This is a genomic window from Undibacterium sp. GW821-FHT11H02 (assembly GCF_058808015.1).
Map to the genome: position 1 here is coordinate 113,510 of NZ_JBXARG010000006.1, position 24,976 is coordinate 138,485.

General features: G+C 46.2%; 22 protein-coding genes and 1 tRNA gene. 17 read left to right on the plus strand and 6 right to left on the minus strand.

Annotated features, from left to right (window positions below; genetic code table 11):
• On the plus strand, positions 1-777 hold the full coding sequence (locus tag AC1RR2_RS08295; RefSeq protein WP_493221787.1) for an SDR family oxidoreductase: 777 nt from the start codon (positions 1-3) through the stop codon (positions 775-777).
• 81 nt (positions 778-858) lie between these two features.
• On the opposite strand, the gene AC1RR2_RS08300 is transcribed toward AC1RR2_RS08295, so the two are convergent.
• Entirely contained in the window at positions 859-1,416 is a 558-nt protein-coding gene (locus AC1RR2_RS08300; RefSeq protein ID WP_493221788.1) for a LuxR C-terminal-related transcriptional regulator, read from the minus strand.
• Between the two features lie 216 nt (positions 1,417-1,632).
• On the opposite strand from AC1RR2_RS08300, the gene AC1RR2_RS08305 reads away from it, so the two are divergent.
• Together AC1RR2_RS08305 and AC1RR2_RS08310 are read left to right on the plus strand one after the other, a co-directional pair.
• Entirely contained in the window at positions 1,633-2,331 is a 699-nt protein-coding gene (locus tag AC1RR2_RS08305) for a CoA transferase subunit A (RefSeq protein WP_493221789.1), read from the plus strand.
• Between the two features lie 27 nt (positions 2,332-2,358).
• A complete protein-coding gene (locus AC1RR2_RS08310) occupies positions 2,359-3,000 on the plus strand; it encodes a CoA transferase subunit B (protein WP_493221790.1) in 642 nt (213 codons plus the stop codon).
• 106 nt (positions 3,001-3,106) lie between these two features.
• On the opposite strand, the gene AC1RR2_RS08315 is transcribed toward AC1RR2_RS08310, so the two are convergent.
• Positions 3,107-3,901, minus strand: a complete 795-nt coding sequence (locus tag AC1RR2_RS08315) for a 3-hydroxybutyrate dehydrogenase (protein ID WP_493221791.1) — start codon at positions 3,899-3,901, stop codon at positions 3,107-3,109.
• A 117-nt stretch (positions 3,902-4,018) separates the two neighbouring features.
• Here AC1RR2_RS08315 and AC1RR2_RS08320 point away from each other — a divergent pair, with 117 nt between their 5' ends.
• From AC1RR2_RS08320 to AC1RR2_RS08330, 3 genes are read left to right on the plus strand one after another with little or no spacing between them, the layout of a single operon-like run.
• Positions 4,019-4,882, plus strand: coding sequence for an alpha/beta fold hydrolase (locus AC1RR2_RS08320; RefSeq protein ID WP_493221792.1), 864 nt, complete (start codon positions 4,019-4,021; stop codon positions 4,880-4,882).
• Positions 4,883-4,928: 46 nt separating this feature from the next.
• Positions 4,929-5,276 (plus strand): RidA family protein, encoded by a 348-nt coding sequence (locus AC1RR2_RS08325; protein WP_493221793.1) that lies wholly within the window; start codon positions 4,929-4,931, stop codon positions 5,274-5,276.
• Position 5,277: 1 nt separating this feature from the next.
• Positions 5,278-7,515: a RelA/SpoT family protein gene (locus AC1RR2_RS08330; protein WP_493221794.1), complete on the plus strand. Its 2,238-nt coding sequence runs from the start codon at positions 5,278-5,280 to the stop codon at positions 7,513-7,515.
• A 75-nt stretch (positions 7,516-7,590) separates the two neighbouring features.
• On the opposite strand, the gene AC1RR2_RS08335 is transcribed toward AC1RR2_RS08330, so the two are convergent.
• Positions 7,591-8,559, minus strand: a complete 969-nt coding sequence (locus AC1RR2_RS08335) for a cation diffusion facilitator family transporter (protein ID WP_493221795.1) — start codon at positions 8,557-8,559, stop codon at positions 7,591-7,593.
• A gap of 195 nt (positions 8,560-8,754) precedes the next feature.
• Between AC1RR2_RS08335 and AC1RR2_RS08340 the strand changes: the two genes are divergently transcribed.
• The 9 genes from AC1RR2_RS08340 to AC1RR2_RS08380 all read left to right on the plus strand — a co-directional run bounded on the left by AC1RR2_RS08340 (position 8,755) and on the right by AC1RR2_RS08380 (position 17,265).
• Positions 8,755-8,831 (plus strand) — tRNA-Val (locus AC1RR2_RS08340).
• A gap of 223 nt (positions 8,832-9,054) precedes the next feature.
• A complete protein-coding gene (thrS, locus tag AC1RR2_RS08345; protein WP_493221796.1) occupies positions 9,055-10,962 on the plus strand; it encodes a threonine--tRNA ligase in 1,908 nt (635 codons plus the stop codon).
• A gap of 44 nt (positions 10,963-11,006) precedes the next feature.
• Positions 11,007-11,543: a translation initiation factor IF-3 gene (infC, locus tag AC1RR2_RS08350; RefSeq protein ID WP_186889229.1), complete on the plus strand. Its 537-nt coding sequence runs from the start codon at positions 11,007-11,009 to the stop codon at positions 11,541-11,543.
• A gap of 199 nt (positions 11,544-11,742) precedes the next feature.
• Entirely contained in the window at positions 11,743-11,940 is a 198-nt protein-coding gene (gene rpmI, locus AC1RR2_RS08355) for a 50S ribosomal protein L35 (protein ID WP_038493025.1), read from the plus strand.
• Between the two features lie 28 nt (positions 11,941-11,968).
• Positions 11,969-12,328, plus strand: a complete 360-nt coding sequence (gene rplT / locus AC1RR2_RS08360; protein ID WP_186889230.1) for a 50S ribosomal protein L20 — start codon at positions 11,969-11,971, stop codon at positions 12,326-12,328.
• 336 nt (positions 12,329-12,664) lie between these two features.
• Positions 12,665-13,681, plus strand: a complete 1,017-nt coding sequence (gene pheS, locus AC1RR2_RS08365; protein WP_493221797.1) for a phenylalanine--tRNA ligase subunit alpha — start codon at positions 12,665-12,667, stop codon at positions 13,679-13,681.
• 207 nt (positions 13,682-13,888) lie between these two features.
• Positions 13,889-16,315 (plus strand): phenylalanine--tRNA ligase subunit beta, encoded by a 2,427-nt coding sequence (gene pheT, locus AC1RR2_RS08370; protein WP_493221798.1) that lies wholly within the window; start codon positions 13,889-13,891, stop codon positions 16,313-16,315.
• Positions 16,316-16,441: 126 nt separating this feature from the next.
• Positions 16,442-16,864 (plus strand): integration host factor subunit alpha, encoded by a 423-nt coding sequence (locus AC1RR2_RS08375; protein ID WP_493221799.1) that lies wholly within the window; start codon positions 16,442-16,444, stop codon positions 16,862-16,864.
• Positions 16,865-16,899: 35 nt separating this feature from the next.
• Complete coding sequence (locus tag AC1RR2_RS08380) at positions 16,900-17,265, plus strand: MerR family transcriptional regulator (protein WP_493221899.1); 366 nt, start codon at positions 16,900-16,902, stop codon at positions 17,263-17,265.
• A gap of 41 nt (positions 17,266-17,306) precedes the next feature.
• On the opposite strand, the gene AC1RR2_RS08385 is transcribed toward AC1RR2_RS08380, so the two are convergent.
• Together AC1RR2_RS08385 and AC1RR2_RS08390 are read right to left on the minus strand one after the other, a co-directional pair.
• Positions 17,307-18,779 (minus strand): hypothetical protein, encoded by a 1,473-nt coding sequence (locus tag AC1RR2_RS08385; protein ID WP_493221800.1) that lies wholly within the window; start codon positions 18,777-18,779, stop codon positions 17,307-17,309.
• A 67-nt stretch (positions 18,780-18,846) separates the two neighbouring features.
• Positions 18,847-20,208 (minus strand): SPFH domain-containing protein, encoded by a 1,362-nt coding sequence (locus AC1RR2_RS08390; RefSeq protein ID WP_493221801.1) that lies wholly within the window; start codon positions 20,206-20,208, stop codon positions 18,847-18,849.
• Between the two features lie 259 nt (positions 20,209-20,467).
• On the opposite strand from AC1RR2_RS08390, the gene AC1RR2_RS08395 reads away from it, so the two are divergent.
• Positions 20,468-21,214 (plus strand): response regulator transcription factor, encoded by a 747-nt coding sequence (locus AC1RR2_RS08395; RefSeq protein WP_493221802.1) that lies wholly within the window; start codon positions 20,468-20,470, stop codon positions 21,212-21,214.
• A gap of 41 nt (positions 21,215-21,255) precedes the next feature.
• A complete protein-coding gene (locus AC1RR2_RS08400) occupies positions 21,256-23,379 on the plus strand; it encodes a sensor histidine kinase (protein WP_493221803.1) in 2,124 nt (707 codons plus the stop codon).
• 6 nt (positions 23,380-23,385) lie between these two features.
• Here AC1RR2_RS08400 and AC1RR2_RS08405 read toward each other — a convergent pair whose 3' ends face one another.
• The gene (locus AC1RR2_RS08405) at positions 23,386-24,948 is read right to left on the minus strand and encodes an NAD(P)H-hydrate dehydratase (RefSeq protein WP_493221804.1); all 1,563 of its coding nucleotides are present in this window, start codon (positions 24,946-24,948) and stop codon (positions 23,386-23,388) included.
• Between the last annotated feature and the right edge of the window lie 28 nt (positions 24,949-24,976).

Genomic DNA, 24,976 nt, shown 5'->3' on the forward strand with positions numbered 1-24,976 from the left:
ATGGGAATAGAAGTCAATTTTGAGGGCAAAGTTGCCCTTATTACCGGTGCATCGAGTGGTTTGGGTGCTCGCTTTGCAAAAGTTTTGGCGATGGCGGGGGCGCAGGTTGTATTGGCTTCACGTCGCATAGATCGCTTGAAAGAGTTGCGCGCAGAAATTGAAGCTGAAGGTGGTGCCGCCCATGTAGTCGCTTTAGACGTGACCGATTATGCGAGTATCAAATCGGCGATTGCTCACGCTGAAACCGAAGCCGGTCCGATTGATATTCTGATTAATAACTCAGGCGTTTCGACCCAACAAAAATTGGTCGATGTAACGCCCGAAGATTATGCTTTTGTGATGGATACGAATCAACGTGGTGCATTCTTTGTAGCCCAAGAAACCGCAAAACGTATGATCACCCGCTATAAAGGTGATCATAAAAAGCAACACAGAATTATCAATATCGCCTCCGTTGCTGGTTTGCGCGTGATCCCGCAATTAGGTATTTATTGCATGAGCAAAGCCGCCGTAGTACAAATGACAAAAGCCATGGCGGTGGAATGGGGTAAATTTGGTATCAATGTAAATGCGATTTGCCCTGGCTATATTGAGACTGAAATTAATGAAGATCATTTCAGAACTGAGCAAGGTCAAAAATTGATCAATATGTTGCCGCGAAAACGAGTTGGTACGCCGGAAGATTTGGATGGTTTGTTGCTATTATTAGCCGCCGAAGAATCGCGCTTTATCAATGGCGCGATAGTTTCAGCTGATGATGGTTTGAGCGCGTCGTAAGTTGCCTATTTTGTTTCGATCAAAAAATACCCGAATAAAATTTTCGGGTATTTTTTTGTGCGCTTGATGCTGTCAGCACGACTAGCTTATTCGCAGTAATTTATTAATCAATTCACTAGATGTGGTGGCATTGAGTTTTTTCATTAACTTAGCCCTATGCATTTCTACCGTACGCGGACTAAGCTTAAGATTGCGTGCGATCATTTTACTGGTTTGACCATCTGCTAATAATGCGGCGATCTCACGCTCTCTGGTCGATAGCTCTTGTGACACTTTGCGCTTAGCGCTCAAATCATCAAAAGTCCAGATGCCTGCGGCGTGCGCATCGTTTGGATGTAAGGAGCGGCCAGTGACATGGCACCAAAATAGCTCTTGATTTGCGCGCTTCATGATGCGTTCGTCTGAATAAGTGCCAGTCGCGTTGATGATAGGCACTATGCGTGCCCCTGTGCGTTCAAATTCATCAGAACTAGGATATAACACTAAAAATGATTGCCCTATGAGTTCGTCTTGGCGATAGCCGAACATCGCCGCCAAAGCCTGATTGCAGGCGGTGATGCGACGATTTTGCGAGACGCACATGCCTATGGGAGCCAATTCAAAAATGCTGGCAAAATCGATTGGCAAGTCAGTGGGCATAGCGAGAAAAAATAAATAATGAGTAAGGACGTCGTGATGAGAATGCATGCTGCATAGAATACAATGAAGCGCATGTAATGGCGAGAGATTGCTGGTGGGTTTGTGCGTCGTTGCAGATAGACTGTGCGGTTTTCATGTAGTAGTTCTACGGTATTGCATTGTTCTGCTTTGCGCTCTATGCTTGATTTTTTTGGTGCACCTAGAAAAGGGAGACGTATGAATAAGCTTTATCCTGATGCCGCAACGGCACTGGCTGATATAGTCAAAGATGGTCAAACCATTGCGGTTGGTGGTTTTGGTTTGTGTGGTATTCCAGAAGCGCTAATCGGCGCTTTGCGGGACAGCGGTAAGAAAAATCTGACTGCAATCTCCAATAATGCGGGCGTCGATGGTTTTGGTTTGGGTCAATTGTTAACGACTCGTCAAATCACCAAAATGATTTCTTCTTACGTTGGTGAAAATAAAGAATTTGAACGCCAATATCTGGCAGGCGAGTTGCAATTGGAATTTACGCCACAAGGTACTTTGGCTGAAAAGCTGCGTGCTGGCGGCGCAGGGATTCCAGCATTTTTCACCAAGACGGGGGTTGGTACTATCGTCGCCGAAGGTAAAGAAGTGCGTGAGTTCGACGGCGAACTATATGTGATGGAGCGCGCCTTGGTAGCAGACGTGTCTTTGGTGAAAGCGTATAAGGCTGACAAAGCAGGTAATTTGGTCTACCGCAAAACAGCGCGTAACTTCAATCCTAACGTCGCGATGGCGGGCAAAATTACGATTGTTGAAGTCGAACATTTAGTGGAAATTGGCGAGATTGACCCGGATGAGGTTCACACGCCCGGCATCTACGTACATCGTATCGTCGTCAATGCAAATCCAGAAAAACGCATCGAACAACGCACTGTAACGCCTAGCTAATCACAGAATAAGAAAGAGGACATCATCATGGCATGGAATCGTGACGAAATGGCTGCACGTGCAGCGCAAGAATTACAAGATGGTTTTTACGTGAACTTAGGAATTGGTTTGCCGACTTTGGTGGCAAATCATGTGCCTAGTCATATGGAAGTGTGGTTGCAATCCGAAAATGGCTTGCTCGGTATCGGACCGTTCCCGACGGAAGATCAAGTTGATCCAGATCTGATTAATGCTGGCAAACAAACCGTTACGACATTAGCTGGCTCATCGATTTTTAGCTCGGCTGACTCGTTCGCGATGATACGCGGCGGTAAAATCAATGTGGCGATTTTGGGCGCGATGCAAGTGTCTGAAAAAGGCGATCTTGCCAACTGGATGATTCCGGGCAAAATGGTAAAAGGCATGGGCGGCGCGATGGATTTGGTGGCTGGTGTTGGCCGCGTTGTGGTCTTGATGGAACATGTGGCTAAGGGCGATGCGCACAAAATTTTGAAAGCCTGTAATTTGCCATTGACCGGCGTTGCTGTGGTGGATCGTATCATCACAGATTTAGGTGTAATCGACATCACTGCCGCAGGATTAAAGCTGGTTGAATTAGCGCCGGGTGTTACTAAGGAAGAAATTCAGGCGAAGACAGAAGCTGAAATAGATATGAGCTCGGTGCAATAAGCCGCTCTTATTTTTTGTCTGCGTGTTTGTTGCGTATAGAAAATAGCCTGAGATGGAATTGTCTCAGGCTATTTTTTTTGCTTAAGTTATCCTGATCGCGCCAATGTTATTGAGCGACCCAGCCACCGTCCATATTCCAGGCAACGCCACGGATTTGTGTGGCGGCATCGCTGCAGAAAAATACCGCTAAGGCGCCTAACTGTTCAGGCGTGACAAATTCGCCAGAGGGTTGCTTTTCAGATAGTAGCGATTTTTTTGCCTCTTCATTGCTGATGCCATCGCGTTCTGCGCGTGCATCGACTTGTTTTTGTACTAAGGGTGTCAATACAAATCCTGGGCAAATGGCGTTGCAGGTAATAGCCGTGTCGGCTGTTTCTAATGCCGTGGTTTTTGTGAAGCCGATCAGACCGTGTTTTGCTGCAACGTAAGCAGATTTTTGTGCGGATGCGACTAGACCATGCACTGAGGCGATGTTGATAATTCGCCCCCAATTTTTGGCGCGCATAGCTGGTAAGGCGAGACGCGTAGTATGAAATGCCGAGCTTAAATTAATCGCGATAATTGCATCCCATTTTTCAACAGGAAAATCTTCAATCGCCGCTACGTGCTGAATGCCTGCGTTATTGACCAAAATATCGACACCCCCCAATTCGGTTTGCGCCTGCGTCATCATGTCGGCGATTTGTGTTACCTGCGTCATGTCGGCATTCGAGTACATGGTTTTGACTTTAAATTCATGTTCTATTGCGGTGCGTATTTGCGCTATCTCTTGCGCATCGCCAAATCCATTCAAACAAATATTTGCGCCAGCTGCCGCTAGTGAACGTGCAATGCCTAAGCCGATTCCAGAAGTGGAGCCAGTAACTAGAGCGGTTTTTCCAACAAGTGCAGGTGTTTGCATACTATTTCCTAGTGAAAAATAAAATATAGTGAGTGAAAAAGCGTCATTGCAGCGATTTTATGTCAAAGCCTCGGTAAAATGGCAGCTTACTTGTCTAATCTTGCAAAGAAATCTTTTATGGCTTTCACCCGTCAAACTGTGCAATGCATTTCTCCCGCTGGTCTGCATCAAATGTCTTATAAGGAATGGGGCGATCCAGGAAATTCTAAAGTCCTGATTTGCGTGCATGGCGTGACGCGTGTCGCTGACGATTTTGATATGTTGGCGCAAGCTTTAGAAGAAGACTATCGTATCATTTGCCCAGATGTTGTCGGGCGTGGTCAGTCTAGTCATTTACCGAATCCCCAGCTTTATCAAATTCCACAATATGTGAGTGACATGGTCACTTTGCTGGCGCGCGCCAATGCAGAGACGGTTGATTGGTTTGGGACCTCGATGGGCGGTTTGATCGGCATGGTGCTGGCTTCGATGAAAGATAGCCCGCTCCGTAAATTGGTATTGAATGATGTTGGGCCAAGTTTGAATTTTGATGGTTTAAAGCGGATAGGTGATTCGATTGCGCAAGATGTGCGTTTTGATACGTTTGAAGAAGCTCAGCGATTCATCCGTGAAGTTTCCATTTCGTTTGGTCCTCATTCCGACACTGAATGGCACAAAATCGCGCGTGATGTGTTAAAACAAAATGCGGACGGCAAATGGGTGCGTCACTATGATTTGAATCTGGCAATTCCTGTGCAAGCGACTACAGCAGAAGTCGCAGCGATAGGAGAAAAAATGTTGTGGGCTGCCTATGATGCCATCACGTGCGATACCTTATTGGTGCGTGGTGCAGAATCTGATTTGTTATCAAAAGCGACCGCGACTCAAATGCAAGAACGCGGACCACGTGCTGAGGTAGTCGAGATACCCGGCGTTGGGCATGCTCCAACTTTTGTCCAGCAAGATCAAATAGCCATTGTTAAAGAATTTTTATTGCGATAGCTTATTTTCGACATTTTATTCGCGATTTTTTGGGAGTTATTTCATTATGCTGCAACGTTTTCATGTAGGTCCGCGTTTGTCGGAATATGCGATTTTTAATCAAGTGGTATATCTTGCGGGTCAAGTGCCCGAAGATACATCACAAGATATCGTTGGACAAACTCAAAATGTGTTGGCGCAAATCGACCGCTTATTGCTTGAGGCTGGCAGCGATAAATCTCGCATTTTAATGTGCCAGATTTTTATCTCTGATATGGAAAATATGGCAGGAATGAATCAAGCTTGGGACGCTTGGGTGCCAGAAGGCAATTCACCGCCACGTGCCACGGTTCAAGCAGCGTTGGCCAATCCAGATTGGTTAGTTGAGATCGTTGTGACAGCAGCGCAAAAATAATATGGTTTCTTTATCCGCGACAATTTCTGAAGCAGGTTTGGTTGATGGCTTATCGGAAGCCGATGCCGCTCGCGTCATGCAGGCGCTCGAGTTCGTGACGCCTTTTTATGAAGATCACAGCATTTTGACCGAACAAAATGCTTTGCAATTTGTGGTCGGCGTGGCTTCGACTTTGGCCTTGTTAAGAACCGATGTTGATACGCGTATTGCGGGTTTGTTGTTTGAATTATCCGAAGTCAATCCATTAGCCGCCGCGAAAATCGAAACCAAATTCGGTAAGGAAATTGCGGAGTTAGTTGCTGGCGTGCGGCGCTTGATGCGCTTGCGCGAAGCGACTCTGACGCAACATGATGTGGGGCGTGGTAAGGATGATGCCGAGCGCACCGCCTCGCAGATGGAAGTGCTGCGTAAGATGGTATTGGCGATGGCTAACGATATGCGCGTGGTGTTGGTGCGTTTGGCATCGCGCTTAACGAGTCTGCGTTATTTTGCTGAATGTAAGCGTGACGATGGCGCGGTTCAGCAATTTGCTAGTGAAACCATGGATTTGTATGCACCTTTAGCAAATCGTCTCGGCGTCTGGCAATTGAAATGGGAGCTGGAAGATTTATCGTTTCGCTTTTTGGAACCAGAACAATATAAATGCATTGCCAAAATGCTCGAAGAGAAGCGGGTAGAGCGCGAAAGTTTTGTGGTGTCTGCTATCGCTCGTTTAGAGAAAGAATTGGCAGCAGTCGGCGTGAAAGCCGAAGTCAGTGGTCGTCCTAAACACATCTTTAGTATTTGGAAAAAGATGAAGGGTAAAAAGGTTGATTTTGACGAGCTTTACGATGTACGTGCATTTCGAGTCATCGTCGATGACATAAAGGACTGTTACACAGTTTTGGGCATCTTAAATAATTTGTGGACGCCGATTCCCAAAGAGTTTGATGACTATATTTCCAGGCCTAAACCGAATGGTTATAAGTCCTTGCATACTGTGGTGATAGTCGACGATGGGCGCCCATTGGAAGTGCAAATCCGGACCAAGGAGATGCATCAATTTTCCGAGTTTGGTGTGGCAGCGCATTGGCGCTATAAAGAGTCGGGTGGATCGAATTTTTCTGCTCACGAGTACGACGAAAAAATTGCTTGGTTACGCCAATTATTAGCTTGGAAAAATGAAGTTTCCGATGTCGTGGTGGATCAGGAGCAGTTGCAGCGTGAATGGGTAGAGAAAGTCAAAGCTGCAACGCTGGATGATAGGATTTATGTTTTGACGCCACAGGCTAGGGTGATTGAGTTGCCGACTGGCGCGACGCCCGTTGATTTCGCCTATCAATTGCATACAGACGTAGGTCATCGTTGCCGTGGCGCCCGCGTTGATGGCGTGATGGTGCCGCTCAACACTAAGTTAAAGAACGGGCAAACCGTAGAAATTATTACCCTGAAAAGCGGCTCTATTCAGACCGGGCCATCGCGTGATTGGTTGACCCCAGAATATACTGTCGGTACTCGTACTCGCAGTAAGATTCGCGCATGGTTTAATGCCATTGATCAGGAAATGACCTTGTCCAGCGGACGGGGCATGATAGAAAAAACTTTGCAGCGCGAAGGTAAAACGTCCGTCAATTTGGAAGAGCTGGCACGCAAGCTTAGCTTTGCTAGTCTGGATGATTTGTTTTTGGCTGTCGGCAAAGAAGAGTTTAGTTTGCGTCAGGTTGAAAATGCTTTGCGTGATAATCCAGAACCAGAAGAAGATCCCGAACTCTTTGTTGCCAATAAAAGCCGCGCTTCTAGCGTCGTCCAAGGTGCTAAATCGGGTGTCTTGGTCGTTGGTACTGACGGCTTGATGACGCAATTGGCGCGTTGTTGCAAGCCCGCGCCACCAGACGATATTGTTGGTTTCGTCACGCGCGGTAAAGGTGTCTCTATCCATAGACTGACTTGTAAGAATTTTGCTGAAATGCGCAATAAAGCACCAGAGCGAGTGATTCAAACAACTTGGGGTGACGCTGGTAAAGATAGCTTGTATCCCGTGGATATTTTTGTCATGGCGCAAGATAGGCAGGGTTTGCTGCGCGATATTTCGGAAGTGTTCTCACGTGAAAAAATCAATGTGATCGGCGTCAATACGCAGAGCGCAAAAGGACACGCAAAGATGTCGTTTACGGTAGAAATAAATGGCACGACGCACTTGCAAAAAGCGCTGAAAGTAATTCAAGAGGTGATTGGTGTGCAGGAAGTTCGTCGCGCCTAATCGTCTAATTTACCTGATTTGAAATTAAGCGCAAACTTGTGTATTTACCTTGGTGCTAAGCTGAGTCTATCGTCTTCAATGCTGATGATTGCCGTGAGCATCATCAAACTCGTCATCGCGTAACACTTCAGCTTGTAAGGTAATGTGATCAATGCCATGCTTTTCTAAAAGCATTTTCTTAATGCTTTCCAGAATGCGTGGCCAGGCACTAAGGTCGTCAATTTCCAAATGTCCAATTAATGCGGGTTGACCTGGTGACATATCCCAAATATGTAAATCATGTACAGAGACGACGCCGGCTGTCGCCTCCAAGTCGTCACCAATTTGTAGATAATCAATTTGATGTGGCACCCCTTTCATTAAAAAATGAAAGGATTCTTTGAGTACGCCTATCGTCGATTTTAAAATTAGTAGTGAGACGAAGATCGATAAAATTGGATCGATTGGCATCCAGCCTGTGTAGTAAATAATAGCGCCAGACACGATGGCTGCGACCGAACCCAACAAATCACCCATCACATGAATCAATGCCGCGCGCGTATTCATACTTTCTTTGTCATGCGATAAAACCCAGGCAACAATAATATTGATCGTCAAGCCGATTGCTGCAACGATCATGACCACGCCACCTTGCACTTTTTCGGGTGTCGCCAGTCTTTGCAAGGCTTCAAAACTAATCCAAACCACGACGCCCAGCATCACCAATCCGTTGACGAAGGCAGCCAGAGCTTCCGAACGTCCGAAGCCAAAGGTGTGTTTGGCAGTAGGGGGGCGCTTTGCAATTAGTTGTGCCAAAAGTGCTAGCCCGAGTGCAGCGGAATCCGTCACCATATGCCCTGCATCGGAGATCAGCGCCAGTGAATTGGACAAAAAGCCAAAAACAATTTCGACGCCGGCAAAAAATAAAGTTAAGCCCAGTGCCCATGCCAAGATTGATTGACTACGATCAGCGAAGTAATGTTGATGCGTTGCATCGCCATGACGGTGAGCGTGAAGGTGAGCACTTTTTTCTGAGCTAGGATGTGTATGTGAATCGTGAGGCATGGGTGATTGGTTTCATGAAATGAGTAGTGTATTGTAAGTGATTTGCCTTGACTTAAAGGCGGTATAAATATTCGGCGATGTTTAATCTCTAGTTTCGTGGTTCTCATCTTTGGGCGTACGATATGCCTAATTTTCACGAAATTACTAAAAAGCACTTTACGGTTGTCTTGATGTTTGCTATAGTCTCGGCTCTTCGGGCGGTTAGTTCAGCTGGTTAGAATACTTGGTCGACATCCAAGGGGTCGCAGATTCGAATTCTGCACCGCCCACCAGAATTTAGTAAAAATAAGTAGTACTTTGTAAGAGCGAGAAAGGCATCATGGTTATGACACCGCGAACTACGATCACATTCCTTTGTGAGCGACGCTAGTCGAGGTGTTTTTTCGTCTTCAGGTACGATAAAGAAACGCGGCTAGTCCGCGTTTTTTTTCGTCTAAAGATTTATTCAAATTTTAAAATAGTAATTTTTTGGCTTAGGCCCGTATGGAGATGAATATGATTTCAATTCGATTGCCCGATGGTTCACAACGACAATTCGAGTCCGCTGTCACGGTAGCGCAAGTCGCTGCTAGCGTCGGTGCGGGTTTGGCGAAGGCTGCTTTGGCCGGTAAAGTCAATGGCAAGTTGGTCGATACTTCACATCTGATTGAAGCTGACGCTGATTTGGCGATTGTGACTGATAAAGATGCCGATGGTTTGGAAGTGATTCGCCACTCAACCGCCCATTTGTTGGCGTATGCAGTCAAAGAATTATTCCCAGATGCGCAAGTAACCATTGGTCCAGTGATCGAAAACGGTTTCTATTACGACTTCTCTTACAAGCGCCCATTTACACCGGACGATTTGGTCGCGATTGAAAAGAAAATGACAGAGTTGGCAAAGAAGGATGAGCCAGTTACTCGTAAAGTGTTGCCGCGCGATGAGGCGGTTGCTTACTTCAAATCCATAGGTGAAGCTTATAAAGCTGAAATCATAGAATCGATTCCTGCCGATCAAGATGTGTCCTTGTACACTGAGGGTAACTTTACTGATTTGTGCCGTGGTCCGCACGTGCCATCAACAGGCAAGTTAAAAGTATTTAAGTTGATGAAGTTGGCCGGTGCTTACTGGCGTGGTGACTCCAAAAACGAAATGCTGCAACGTGTATACGGCACAGCGTTCGCGAAAAAAGAAGATCAAGAGCAATACCTGCACATGTTGGAAGAGGCAGAGAAGCGCGATCATCGGAAATTGGGTAAGACTTTAGATTTGTTCCACTTCCAAGATGAAGCGCCTGGTTTGATTTTCTGGCATCCAAAAGGTTGGACGATCTGGCAGCAAGTTGAACAGTACATGCGTAAGGTTTATCAAGGCTGTGGCTACCAAGAAGTAAAGGCGCCGCAGATTCTTGATCGTACTTTGTGGGAAAAAACCGGCCATTGGGAAAATTATCGCGAAAACATGTTCAGCACCGAGTCTGAAAATCGCAATTACGCTTTGAAGCCGATGAACTGCCCTGGTCACGTACAGATTTTTAATTCCAATATGCGCAGCTATCGTGAACTGCCTTTGCGTTATGGTGAGTTTGGTCAATGCCACCGGAACGAGCCGTCTGGCGCTTTGCACGGCATTATGCGCGTCCGCGGCTTTACTCAGGATGATGGTCATATTTTCTGTACCGAAGATCAGATTCAAGATGAGGTAATGGCTTTCCATCCGCAAGCGATGAAAGTGTATGACGACTTTGGTTTTGAAAATATTCAAATCAAGTTGGCATTGCGCCCTGAAAATCGCATTGGCTCAGAAGAAATTTGGGATAAAGCGGAAGATACTTTGCGTGCTGCTTTACGTAATTGCGGCATGACTTGGGAAGAGTTGCCGGGCGAGGGTGCTTTCTACGGTCCTAAAATCGAGTATCACTTGAAGGATAGCTTGGGTCGTCCATGGCAAGTTGGCACCATGCAGGTGGATTTTTCTATGCCAGGCCGTTTGAGTGCTGAATATGTCTCTGACGATAATTCACGCAAGGTGCCGGTCATGCTGCATCGCGCGATTGTTGGTTCGATGGAAAGATTTATTGGCATTTTGATCGAAAATCATGCGGGGGCTTTGCCAACTTGGTTGGCGCCTGTGCAAGTCGCGGTCTTGAATATTTCTGAATCTCAGGCCGAATATGCCAAATCTGTGGCAGAAAACCTGAAAAAACAAGGCTTTAGAGTACATACAGATTTGCGTAATGAGAAGATTACCTATAAAATACGCGAACATTCCATGCAAAAGTTGCCTTATATCATCGTAGTCGGTGATAAAGAACGGGATGCAAATACAGTGGCTGTGCGTACGCGCGGTAATCTGGACTTGGGTGTAATGACTCAAGAAGCCTTCTTGGATCGCCTCAAAAACGACTTGGAAACCAAGGCTTAACCAGCTTTTGCCCGTAGAAAAGCACAGCCTGTTTATTTAAATTTTTGAAGGAAACTAAGATAGCTACCGATAAGTCACATCGCATCAACGGCGAAATTACAGCGATAGAAGTGCGTCTGTCCGGCGTTGAGAACGAGCCTTTAGGCATTGTTAAATTAAGTGAAGCATTTCGCTTAGCCGAAGAGGCCGAAGTAGATTTGGTGGAAATCGCGCCAACAGCGCAGCCACCTGTTTGCCGATTGATGGATTACGGCAAATTTAAGTACCAAGAGCAGAAGAAGGCGCACGAAGCCAAGCTGAAGCAAAAAGTTATTTTGGTCAAGGAAGTCAAATTCCGTCCAGGTACAGATGATGGTGATTACAACATTAAGTTGCGTAATTTGACCAAATTCTTGGATGACGGCGATAAGACAAAAATTACTTTGCGTTTCCGTGGACGTGAAATGGCACATCAAGAAATTGGTATGCGCATGCTAGAGCGTTTGAAACTCGATCTTGAGCCTTACGGTCAGGTTGAACAGTTTCCTAAGATGGAAGGACGCCAAATGGTTATGATCCTTTCACCGAAGAAAAAGAAGTGATTTGCAGGGTGGGTTGTAACCCACCATGCAGTGCAAAGAATTTGTGGAAGTCGAGATTTGTAAAGTTCGCGATTTCCACAAAGGGCATTGAACTCGATTTCAAGCCCGAACTAAGTGAGAAGTAGGCATCCAAGAGTAACGTCATTGTTGCCACCTACCATCATATAAAAAGGAGCTGTCGTAAAAGACAGTATGTAATATGCCTAAAATGAAAACAAAGAGCTCTGCAAAGAAGCGCTTTCGTGTACGCCCAGGTGGAACAGTTAAGAGTGGTCACGCTTTCAAGCGCCATATCTTGACTAAGAAAACCACTAAGAACAAACGCCAATTGCGTGGCACCCGTAACATCAACGCGTCTGACGTAACATCAGTCATGCGTATGATGCCAACAGCTTAACCTCTACTCACTATTTTAAGGAGTTATCATGCCTAGAGTAAAACGTGGGGTTACCGCTCGTGCCCGTCATAAGAAAGTTCTCGATTTAGCCAAAGGCTATCGTGGTCGTCGTAGTAAGGTATTCCGTATTGCTAAGCAAGCAGTTATGCGCGCTGGTCAATATGCATACCGTGATCGTCGTAACAAAAAACGCGTATTCCGCGCTTTGTGGATTACCCGTATCAATGCTGCATCTCGTCAACATGGTTTGACTTACAGCGTGTTCATGAACGGCTTGAAAAAAGCGAACATCGAACTCGACCGTAAAGTGTTGGCCGATATGGCTGTGATGGACAAACCAGCGTTTGCTGCGATTGTTAATCAAGTAAAAACGACTTTGGCTGCTTAATTAGTCATAGTCTGTAGTTTCGTCAAGCACGAAGCTGCAATATGGGCGGGGCAGAGGTTCAATCCTGTGCCCCGTTTGTTTTTTTGAAGGGCCTATACAAAATGATTTCGTGATACGGGTCAAATTATTTTGTGTGAGTCTTTTACTGCGGTATTCAAGCTGTACCTATAAAAAGCTTGAACCGCAGAGGCGCAGAGTATGCAGAGAAAGAAAAAGGTTTTCTCTGCATACTCTGCGCCTCTGCGGTTGATGGTTTTTGTTTTTGTAGATGAATATCTTTCTTGGAATTAGAGACTCGTAACTTTCTATCATCCACACGAAGTGGGAAAAAATCGCATGAATCCCTTAGATCAAATTGTCACCCAAGCTATCGCTGATTTTGCAGCGGCACTCGATGCTGCTGCTTTGGAAAATGCCAAGGCTTTGTACCTAGGTAAATCCGGTCAAATCACCGAGCAAATGAAAAGCTTGGGCAAGCTCGCGCCTGATGAGCGTAAAGTTCAAGGTGCCGTCATCAACGTCGCCAAAGAAAAAATCGAGAATGCTTTAACGGCGCGCCGTGATGCATTAGCGAATGCACAAATGGAAGCGCGTTTAAATGCCGAAGCAATCGACGTAACTTTGCCTGGCCGTGGCCGTGGCATGGGCGGTATACATCCAGTGATGCGTACCTGGCAGCGTGTAGAAGAGATTTTCCGTTCTATCGGTTTTGATGTGGCAGATGGCCCAGAAATTGAAAATGACTGGACTAATTTCACTGCCTTGAACAGCCCAGAAAATCATCCTGCGCGTTCTATGCAAGATACTTTCTATGTGGAAGGTAACGACACATCTGGTAAACCTTTACTGTTGCGTACGCACACCAGTCCTATGCAAGTGCGTTATGCACGTATGAACAAGCCGCCGATCAAAGTGATTGCACCGGGCCGCACTTACCGCGTTGATAGCGATGCTACGCACTCACCAATGTTTCATCAGGTGGAAGGCTTGTGGATCGCCGAAGATATCAGCTTCGCAGATCTTAAAGGTGTGTATCTGAATTTCGTTAAAGCTTTCTTTGAAACAGATGATTTGCAAGTGCGTTTCCGCCCATCGTATTTTCCATTTACTGAGCCATCGGCGGAGATTGATATCGCCTTTGGTAGCGGCCCATTGAAAGGTCGCTGGTTAGAAATTTCTGGCTCAGGACAGGTGCATCCATCCGTCATTAAAAACATGGGTCTTGATCCTGAAAAATATATCGGTTTCGCTTTTGGCTCAGGCTTGGAACGCTTAACGATGTTGCGTTACGGCGTGAGCGATTTGCGCCTGTTTTATGAAGGTGATTTACGATTCTTAAAACAATTTAATTAAGACCAAACCTCTCAACACAGAGGTAAAGGTGTACCTTTACGAGGCACAGAGAAAAACAAAGAGAAAAATGAAGAGGCGAGGTTTTCTCCCGCCGTTCTCCGTGTCTCTGTGTCTCTGTGGTGAGAGGTTTTAAGTTCTTAGATTTTTACATCTCTTTTTTGATTTATTCCGTACTGCAAAGTACACCATCAACATCACGGTTGAATTATGCAATTTTCTGAAAACTGGTTACGTACCATGGTTGATCCGAATATGACTTCGGACGAGTTGTCTCATATGCTCACGATGGCAGGTTTGGAAGTCGAGGAAGTGGAGCCAGTTGCTCCGCCGTTTAGTAATGTGGTTGTCGCTGAAATTCGCGAGATCGCCAAGCATCCGGATGCGGATCGCTTAAATGTTTGTCAGGTTGATGTTGGCACAGGTACTTTGTTGAATATCGTTTGCGGTGCTCCGAATGTGCGAGTTGGTATGAAAGTGCCTTGCGCGATGGCAGGTGCGATATTGCCACCAGGTGCGGACGGTAAACCATTTTTGATTAAAGTTGGCAAGCTGCGAGGCGTTGAGTCTCAGGGTATGCTGTGTTCGGCTAAAGAATTGAAACTATCCGAAGAAGGTAGCGGCCTGATGGACTTGCCTGCCGATGCGCAAGTTGGTCAAAATTTCCGTGATTATTATCAACTTAATGATTTGAAGTTCACAATCAAGCTCACACCAAATAAGGCGGATTGCTTGTCGGTACTCGGCGTCGCACGTGAAGTGTCGGCGTTAACGGGTACGCCTATGCATTTGCCTGAAGCACATATTGTGCCGGTGAGTCTGACCGAGAAACTACCAGTCAAAATCAGCGCACCTGATTTGTGCGGGCGTTTTGTTGGCCGCGTGATTCGTGGTGTGAATGCGAAAGCGCCTACACCTGATTGGATGAAGCAGCGCTTGGAGCGTAGCGGTCAGCGTCCCATTTCTGCGTTGGTCGATATTTCCAATTATGTGATGTTGGAAATGGGGCGTCCTAGCCATGTATTCGATCTGGATAAAATCCACGGTGGTCTCGATGTCCGTTGGGGTAAAACGGGTGAGTCCTTAAAACTTTTAAATGGCAATACCGTAGCAGTTGATGAGTGGGTCGGTGTGATCGCCGATCAACAAGAAATCGAATCTCTAGCTGGCATTATGGGTGGCGATTCAACCGCGGTCAGTTTAGACACTGAAAACATCTACTTAGAATCTGCATTCTGGTGGCCGCAGGCAATTCAAGGTCGTGCTCGTAAATATAATTTCTCGACTGATGCCGCTCATCGCTATGAACGTGGCGTAGACTTTGCCTCTATCGTTGAACACGTTGAACGTATCACCGCATTGATTGTAGAAATCTGCGGTGGCACTGAGCACGTTAAGGTTGGTCCTGTGGACGACCTGGTTGTGAATTTGCCAAAGCGTCTGCCTGTGAAACTGCGCACAGCACGCGCGAATAAAGTGATCGGTGTCGACTTTACTGATGCGCAGATCGCAGATATTTTCACGCGTCTTGGTTTGCAGTTTACACAGGAACCAGGCTTGTTCTCGGTCACGCCACCTTCCTATCGTTTCGATATTGAAATCGAAGAAGATTTGATTGAAGAAGTGGTGCGTGTGTATGGTTTTGAGAATATCCCATCCTTGCCGCCAGTCGCACCAAATGCAATGTTGATCGCACCTGAAAATACGCGTTCCGCATTTACTTTGCGCCGTCAGATCGCTGATTTAGATTATCAAGAAGTCGTTAACTACAGCTTTGTGGAAGAAGTATGGGAAAAAGATTTCTGCGGTAACGATACGCCTATCAAACTGCAAAATCCGATTGCCAGTCAAATGAGTGTAATGCGTACTAGTTTGATCGCAAGCTTAGTTGCAAATACTCGTTATAACTTGAATCGTAAACTGAATCGTGTGCGTATTTTTGAACTGGCTGCAGTGTATTTGCGTGATGAATCTATCAGCGATGGCGCATTAACTGTCGCTGGATATGATCAGCCTAAGCGCTTGGCTGCATTAGCCTATGGTCCTGTTGCTACCGAGCAGTGGGGGCAAGTGACGCGCAATGTCGATTTCTTTGATCTGAAATCAGATTTGGAAAATTTATTTGCACCGAAAATCCTGCGTTTCAATAAGCTTGACCATCCAGCCTTGCACCCCGGTCGTTCCGCGCAAGTCGAGTGTGATGGTAGAGTGATAGGCCTGATTGGTGAGTTGCATCCTCGTTTACAACAAAAATATGATTTGCCATTAGCGCCTATCGTATTTGAAGTTGAAGCCGCTGCCTTGCAGTCAATTAATTTGCCTGTACATCGTGAAATTTCTAAGTTCCAGGCGGTGACTCGTGATTTGGCTTTGGTGGTGAAACAAACTGTTTCCACGCAAGATTTGATCGACGTTTTCCATGCGGAAATAAACAAAGCAGAATCTTGCAAAATCGTGCAAGACCTTGTTTTATTTGATGAATATCGTGGTAAAGGTTTGGAAAATGACGAGAAAAGTCTTGCTTTCCGCTTTAGCTTGCAAGATACTCAGAATACGTTACAAGATGAAACGGTTGAGTTGGCAATGACTGCTTTAGTGGCCGCTGCAACGGCAGGTGTTTCAGCCAGACTTCGTTAAATTCATTGTTTTTTTGACGCCCTGAATGCCAATTTTTTATGGCAAGTAGGGGCGTCAACGCATTTCAGTGATCGTAAAAAGTCGATAACCCCCAAGATTAACTGGGTAATGAATAGGTAAATAATGATGAATGACGTAAATTCTGCTGATCTTCAATCTTTATTGGATGAAGATTTAAAACGCGCCATGCATGAAGCACAGGCGCGTTCTAAGGCAGAAAAAGATTTGCCGACCTTAACCAAGGCAGAACTGGCGGAGCTCTTGTTTGAACAAGTGGGTTTAAACAAACGTGAAGCGAAAGATATGGTTGAAACTTTCTTCGGTGAGATTCGTGATGCTTTAGAGCGTGGGGCTGAAGTTAAGCTCTCAGGCTTTGGCAATTTTCAATTGCGTGATAAGCCGCAACGTCCGGGACGCAATCCCAAAACTGGTGAAGAAATTCCTATTACGGCGCGACGTGTCGTTACATTTCATGCCAGTCAAAAACTAAAAAGTATGGTCGATGATTTGCATTCTTCTAGTCAGTTTAATGGTGTTAACGCTGCCTAATTTTCTCCTATGTTTGCCTTATGAGTGACGTCACAATGGAAAACCTCGTGTTGCCTCCAATTCCCGCCAAACGCTATTTCACGATAGGCGAAGTCAGTGATTTGTGTGGTGTTAAACCGCATGTCTTACGTTATTGGGAGCAAGAATTTGCACAGCTTAAACCAGTAAAAAGGCGCGGTAATCGTCGCTACTACCAACATCATGAAGTGCTGCTGATCCGCCGTATCCGTGAGCTACTTTATGAGCAAGGTTTCACCATCAATGGTGCCCGCAATAAGCTTAACAACCAAGTCACCCATGATGAGGTCGCAGTTGAAACAAATGCGAATCAAAATGACGTGATGAATATTGGTCAAATTCGTAGCGAATTGCAGGCCTTGCTGGGATTGTTAAAGTTGTAGTTTGGTTCTACGTCAAGCTAGCGATTTTGAATATCTCAGTACTATCGCAAACTGACTGTCTGATGTTTCCAGATCGGGTCCTGCCATTTATAAAAGAGGCTCAAAGAACCGGGTTGATCGGCGCCATTCTCGGTTTGTAAGGTCTCCATATTTACCACTTCAAAACGGCGTTTAAATACGCCCTCTATTTTGGCTTCGCGTGCGACTAATATTTTGTTAGTGGCGGGAACCCAGCCTGCAAATTCTACATAGCCTAAATTGGGATCCGTATTAGCGGGCGGCAAGACGTCGATTGTCCAGCCTGTGCTAGTTTGATGAAATAGCCACAGTTCACGCCAGGTATCCATAGGTTGTACTGCCAGCGTTAATGCAGTGTTCTGCGGATTGGTGCGTGCCGAAGCTTGCCATACCACACTGTAGGTACAACGTTTTACCAGCGGGTTCTTGATATCTTGCTTGTTGTCGCGTTTGTTGTCACGCTTGTTATCTATCAGATACACGCAAGTCTCGCCAACATCGCCCGGAGCTGTGACGATTTGTAGATTACTTTTTGGGGTAACAGGTAATTCTGCGGCCCAGCGCGCTGTGCCTACACGTACACCAGCATCGGCATAGCTTTGTTTGTCTTCGTCAGTTAATTCTTCCTTGTTAACCGCAGCAAGTTCTAATAGCGCGCGATTGCCGGCGGCTTGCACGTCCTCATTTTTACGGCTACGTTGGTAGGCGATGCTAGACCACACGCTGGCTTTGCGCATCTTGATGCGGTTCTTGAGATACTCACTCAAATTGCTGGTGTCGACACGATCTAAGACGTCGGCACGCCAATTATCGATAGCGAATTTTGCTAAAGGGCGTGTAGCCGGATCCATGCATTCTGCCCGGGTCAATGCTAAAGCGGCACGCGCTTTTTGTTCACTACTGGCATTCATGGCGAGTACGCGGCGAAAGGCTTCGCCGTCATAACAAAGTTGAATCCTGCCTTCACGTTCAAAACTCTTAAACTGCACGCCATAATAGCTGGCGACTTCCAGATGCGCAGCGATGCTTGTTTCAATGTGCTTTGCTGGTTTCGTAGTGAAACCAGTTTGGCTTTGCAAATTGGTCGAGCGTCGTGCCAAGCGTTCTGCCATGCTACCCAAGGCATCAAAAACTTCAGGACCGATTTGCTTGACGGGTGCGGCTTTTAAATAGGCGGCCGTGTAACTGATTCCCAGTGCCTCAGCCCCTGGTGTGTCGCGTAAAAAACGAATCACTGCGAAACTGTCCGGCGCGTCGTCAGGATCTATGCGCACCAGCCGTACTTGGCTCGCTTTAATAAATCCGGCACGTTCGCGTCTATGGTCATAGACTTGCAAATAGTCCATGCGTTCACCACGAATTTCTAAACTATCGCCTTGCCATAAAATGACTTGTTGTTGTGCGCTGTCTTTGGGGGCGGCACGCAACGCCGCCTGATCTTGTGTGACGATGGCGATAATACTGGAAGCGGCTGCCGCAGCGATACTTGTTAACATGGTTTTCCTCTATGGTGTTGATTGATGAGTTCGACATAATGATTGCTAGTTGGCGGCTGCGAAAAAACTAATTGTTCTCAGAATTATTTTCGGTCTGTGTCGTTTCTTTGTTAGCACCAGAATTGGTAGTCGTAGTGTTGGCTTGCGTTTTACCGCCACCGAGTAAAGCTGATCCAATAAAACCACCGTCAGCCGGTGCTGGCGCGATGATGACTGAGATCTTGTCGGATAACTTATCTGCCATGGTTTTTTGAATCAGTAAAGGATGCTTGGACAGTAAAGCACCATCACGTTCCAACTGCGCGCTGGAGACTTTTCCCACTAATTCCTGACGATAGGCATCGGCATCGGCTAATTTGCGGCGTGAGTCAGCTTCACCAGCAGCTTCAATCACGCGAGACTGAGCATTACCCTCTGAGGTTTTGATCATAGAAATTTTCGCCGCTTCCGCTTCTAACTGTCGCTGTTCGATTTGTTTTTGTTTGAAGGGCAAAACGTGCTTCATCGCTTCTTCTTGCGCTCTGGCTGCAATCACCTGTTCATTGCCGGCAGCTTCAGCCGCTTTTTCCCTACGAATTTTTTCTGCATCGGATTCCAGTGCAGTTTGTTTCACTTGTTTTTCCTTTAGCTCCAAGGTGTAACGCATTTTTTCGCTCTCTAATTCCTCTGCTAATAGTTTTTCCATGCCGCGTTTGTAGTCGGCGGGAAGATCGATTTTGCCTATCATTACTGCATGCAAAAGGATGCCGTCGTTAGCCAATTTAGGTTTCAATTCGGTTTCAATAATTTGTTGAATCTCTGCACGTTTGGTAGAGAAAATCTCCTTCACGGTGTAACGGGTGAAAGCTTTGTACATCACGCCTTGCACCATGGGCTCAACGATGTCAGCATTGATATTGTCTGGTAAAGCCTTACCTGTGCTGGTCAATTTGCTCGGATCAATGGCATAACGTACGGTGAGATCGACGCCTAGCGATAAGCCCTCAATTGATTGAAATGGTGCTTCGTTATTTGCGCTGGTCTTGCTAGGGCGGTATAACTGATCTTGTAAAGAGTACTTGCGCAATTGATAGATGCCAGGGATGACGATGACACTGCCTTCACGAAACTGCGCGGCATTCCCTGTAAATAAGTTGGAACGAATGCCAACCTGACCGCGACTAATAGTTTGAATGGGCGGATGGGAATAAACTGCGTAGGCAATCGCCATTACAACGCCAACGATTGCGACATTCTTTAAGCTAGCTTTATTAATCCATGGCGCTCTTACTTGAAATTCGGGCGGATACTCACTTTGGTATTCAGTTTCTGCGTCGGCGCTGGTTGGGGTGACAACGCCTATGTCAGATTGAGAAGACCTGCGTGAAGTGAACACAGACGAAAATGTGGAACGTACTGCGTTGACGATGGATTTAAGACGATTTGCCATGATGCCTCCTGAAATTAAATATCGGTCTAGGGTCTGAATTTGTTCGCATGTTTTTGTGCGTTTCCCTAAGACATATCTTGCTATGTCAGGTGCGGAGGATTCAATGCTGTCCTACGGGAAGTAATTTCACTGCTACGTCGTATTTACTAATAGAACGGAATGTTCACGCTAGTTTGTGAAGAAAAACTCACAACGTAACACTGACTTTTTGTGCGAAAACAGGGATACTGGATGCTAGTAAAGTGAGAAGGAGTGCAGCGTGTCAAATCTAGTAAAAGTCGCCGTTATCGAAGATGACCAGCCAACCAGTAATCAATTTAAAGCCTGGATAGAAGCGGCTAAACCAGGGATACAAATCGATCAATGGTTTAATCGTGATGACGCTGAAGCGGCGATTGCTCGTGAACATTACGATCTGGTTGTTTTAGATATTGAACTTGGGCGTGAGCGTCATGCGGGGGTGGCAATCATCAATGCGATCAACAAGAATGTTAGTAAGGGTGGGGAAGGGCAAGCGACGCCTGTGTTAGTGGTCTCCGCCATGCCTGCGACTATTTATCGCAGCATTATGAAAGCCTTAGATGCTTGGGACTATTTGCAGAAGGCGACATTCGAAGAAACCGATTTTATTGACACATTTCTTGATATGTTGCGCGCTGTCAAAGAACGTCAACAGAAATTGTCTAGTGGTCAAAAGAAAGTAGAAACAGCTTCTGTCGTCGATTCTTTAAGTATGGATCCCTTGCGTCAACGTACACCGATGTGGCGCGGACAACGTATTAATTTACCGTTAACGGCACAACGCATACTCGCTGTGATGTTTGAAAAACGTGGTCAGGTTGTATCATATGATGATTTATATGAAGTCGTTAAGAGCGGCCGCAATCGAGACAATATTCGTAAGCATGTAAGTACGATACGTGATGCTTTTCGTGAAATTGATCCTGCGTTTGAAGGTATAGAAAATGTCCCTATGCGCGGCTTTCGTTGGGTGGCAAGTGTGTAAGTTGTTGCTCAATTTTATAGCCCCTATTCAGGTGACTTGTCATGAAAAAATTTCTGCTTTCATCATATCGACTGCGCTTACTATTTCGCGGCGTTTTCTTGCTACTAAGTTTGGCGACGATAGGCTTGGCGCTTTCGGTATTGCAGCAGGAAAAGCAACTTAGCTATAACAATTACCAAGCGAATTTTAATAAAACTCGTAATCAAATCGTCGCCACCTTACGACATCCCGCCGGGCAATTAGCCTTGCTTAATCCACGTAGCGTAATTGATGAAAGTAATCGGGTTGACGATACTGGTGTTTTACATCCTTTGCTTTTGCCATTTTCTGCACTTGATTTTGATGATCAAAGTAAGGTACAGCAAGCGATTGCAATGTCAGGCTGTCTGGTGCAATACGGCGAGCAAGGGTCACTGTGCGTCGGTATAGGAAATAATCCCTGGGCGGGTGGTTTTATTTATGTGGCCGGTAGTTTTAATAGTGCGGCTTTAGTCTCGCGTCCGCGTGGCCAAATGGTGCGTGATGAAGCTCATCGAATTCGTGTCAGTGTCTCTTTGCGTGGCGAACACTATCAATGGATAGCACCGTTTGAAGAAGAGCCTGCCAGCAAAGCCAATGTCGGCTTGCGCGGTCGCTGGGTAGGATTTGTCGAGAGTGATATTACAAAGCCTAATCTACGCCCGGTGCGTGATTTTCGTGGCTGGGCCTGGCAAAAAGCGATTTGCAATGATATTGATGTTGATATTGATAGGAACAGTAATCAATTAAGGAATTCGGAAACTAAGAATCAAGATTGCCTGCGCAATACTTTTTTTTCTTTGCGTCTGCCTATCGCCGTGCTGCAAGAAGCCTTGTTTGAGAAAAAACGTCCGGTGTGGCCACCACAGGATCTGGATCAAATTCAAGTGGAATTGACAGTGTTGGCACCGGGAAGTGAGATCGCCTTGTTGGATAGCAAAAGCGTGCCAACTGCGACACCTTTTTCTTTGCATGATTTGCAGGCCATGTTATTGCCTGGCGAGAGCTTAAGGATACGCAAAGCCGCTGAGAAAAAAGATATTGTTCAACTGCTAGGCAGCGTCGAGCAGGAAGAAGAATCGTGGAATCTTTTGACCCGCCTAATCAGGCGTTTACCGGTAGATGAATACGATACGCCATTAGTCGGTAGTGATTTGATTAGCACGCCGTTGGATAATTATGAAATTAGTTTGAAAGGCGATGTGCGAAGTATCAGTAAAAGTCTGAGCGTAGTTGCGACCCGGGTATCGTGGTTCGTTGGCGCTATGTTATTCGCTTTGTTGTTGGCGTGGTTGTTGATAGAAATTAATATCATCCGACGTATCACTTTATTGACTAAGCGTGCTGCTAGTTTGTCACGTACGATGAAAGGTGCAGGTGAACTTGATCAGTTGGATGTGAGTGATTTACGCAGTCCCGATGAGTTGGGTGTCTTGGCGAGCGCACTGCATGATTTATTAAGACGCGTTAAAGAGGACGTGGAGCGTGAGACTATACGTACCGAGCAAGAAAAGCAGATGTGGCATGCAGTCGGCCATGAGATTATGTCGCCTTTGCAGTCTTTAATGGTTTTGCATCAGACACCTGATGATCAAAGTCATCGCTACATTAGTCGCATGCAACAGGCGATCAAAGTGCTCTATGGTAGTGCGACACCTAGCGAGGCTTTTCAGACCACTGTGTTGCAACTGGAAGAAATTGATATTGCTGGGTTTTTGGCGCATGTAGCAAGCAATGCGCCGTGCATAGGTGTCGAAGATGTTGAGTTTATCCCACTTGGCGAACGGTATAAAAATATTAAAGTTAAAGCAGATGAATATTCTCTGGAAGATGTCGTTACCCATATCTTGAAAAATGCAGATCGCTATCGTCCAGCAGGAAGCAAGATCAGTATCCGTTTAGCAGTTGATGAACTTAGTGCCAGTATCATTATCCATAACGGCGGTCCACTTATTCCCGACACCATGCTTGAAAAAATCTTTGAGTATGGTGTATCAGATCAATTGGAGTCTGGCGCGAATGGCAACCGTGGTCAGGGCTTGTTTGTAGCGCAAACATATATGGCAAAAATGGGCGGTACCATCAGGGCGCAAAATGTAGAAGAAGGTGTGGAATTTGTGTTGACGCTCATGCTGGGTACTAGCTAGCCCAATTTAACTGTAGTTCGAATAAACGAGTCGGTTTAAGGCTGTTCGTATTGCAGGAAGCAGCTCACTCGCACTCATACCAATTGGACCCACGCCACGATCTACGCAATCGTCGGCGGCTTGTCCGTGAATAAATGTAGCGAGGCAAGCTGCGTCAAATGCGCTTAATCCTTGTGCCATTAGTGTGCCACAGACGCCTGCTAATACATCACCAGTGCCTGCTGTCGCCAGAGCGGGATTGCCGCTGCTGTTGATGATGATCTGTCCTGGTTGAGCGATGATACTACCCGCACCTTTTAGAATGACGGTGGCGTGAAATTTTTTCGCCAAGCGGTGTGCTGCCAGACAGCGATCAGCTTGGATATCCGTCGTGTTGCAATTTAACAAGCGTGCCGCTTCTAAAGGGTGAGGCGTGATGATCGTACGCCATGATAGATGTGACCGGTCAAGACAAAGTTGTGTAAGTTCGGCGTGTTTTGCGATTAGATTGAGTGCATCGGCATCAATGACGATAGTCGGGGCTTGTGTTAAGCCTAGTCGCAAAATATCCCAAGCTTTTTGCGAGCTTCCTATGCCAGGTCCAATGACTAAATTTTTATCTGCGAAATCACTACACGCCGCCTCTTTGCACATTAATTCTGGGTGAAGAAAATCAACCCCATTAAAAGGCGCGATAAACTCTAAATGAACACGCCCAGCGCCAGCATGTAAGGCCGCACGTCCAGAAAGTAGCGGCGCACCTAACATGCCTGCACTACCACCAACAATGGTGACGTCGCCGTAACTACCTTTGTTACTGTCATGTCGGCGCGGTTTAATTAGATTGGATAGTTGAATTGGATCCGACAAGCAAGCGTGAGGTTCCGGATAATTGCTCTCTCTTATATTTAAATCGTCGAGGCTGACGACGCCTGCATAATCTTTTCCTTGCGCCGTGTGCAGCCCTGGTTTGTTGCCAATGAAAGTAATGGTGTGGCTGGCGATGAGTGCGGTGCCATCAGCGCCTGAGTTGATAATCTGTCCCGTGTCGGCATTTAAGCCGCTAGGAACATCTAAGGCCAGCACTGGGCATCGTCTTTTTTGATTAATTAGTTGGATGAGTGAGGCGATCTTGCCTGTAATAGGTCGATCTAATCCTATACCAAATAGGCCATCAACGATAAGATCAAATTCAGCAGGATCGCATTGCAGAGCCTGATCTAATGTGAGCCAATTGAATTTTTTTGATTCCGCACTTTGTAGACAGGTTTTCGCGTCATTAGAATAAACGTCGCGAACGCCGCAGATGACGATGTGAATATCGCGCTCAAAGACACCGCCAGAAGTAAGTCCCGCGGTTGTGACGAGTTGGTTCGCGACTTCAAATGCGTCGCCACCGTTATCCCCAGGGCCGGCCAGAATACATACTTTCCTGTTGACAGACTTGGTCTGAAATTCGAGAAGTTGCTTACCTAGATTTGCTGCCGCAGCGCCAGCCTCTCGCATTAGGGTTCCAGCTGGAAGTCTGCTTTTTTCGCGTTGCTCAAGCTGGCGGATTTGATTAATCTGGTAGAGCGCGTGAAATTGCATGGAGCGGCATCCTAACTAAGGACTAATG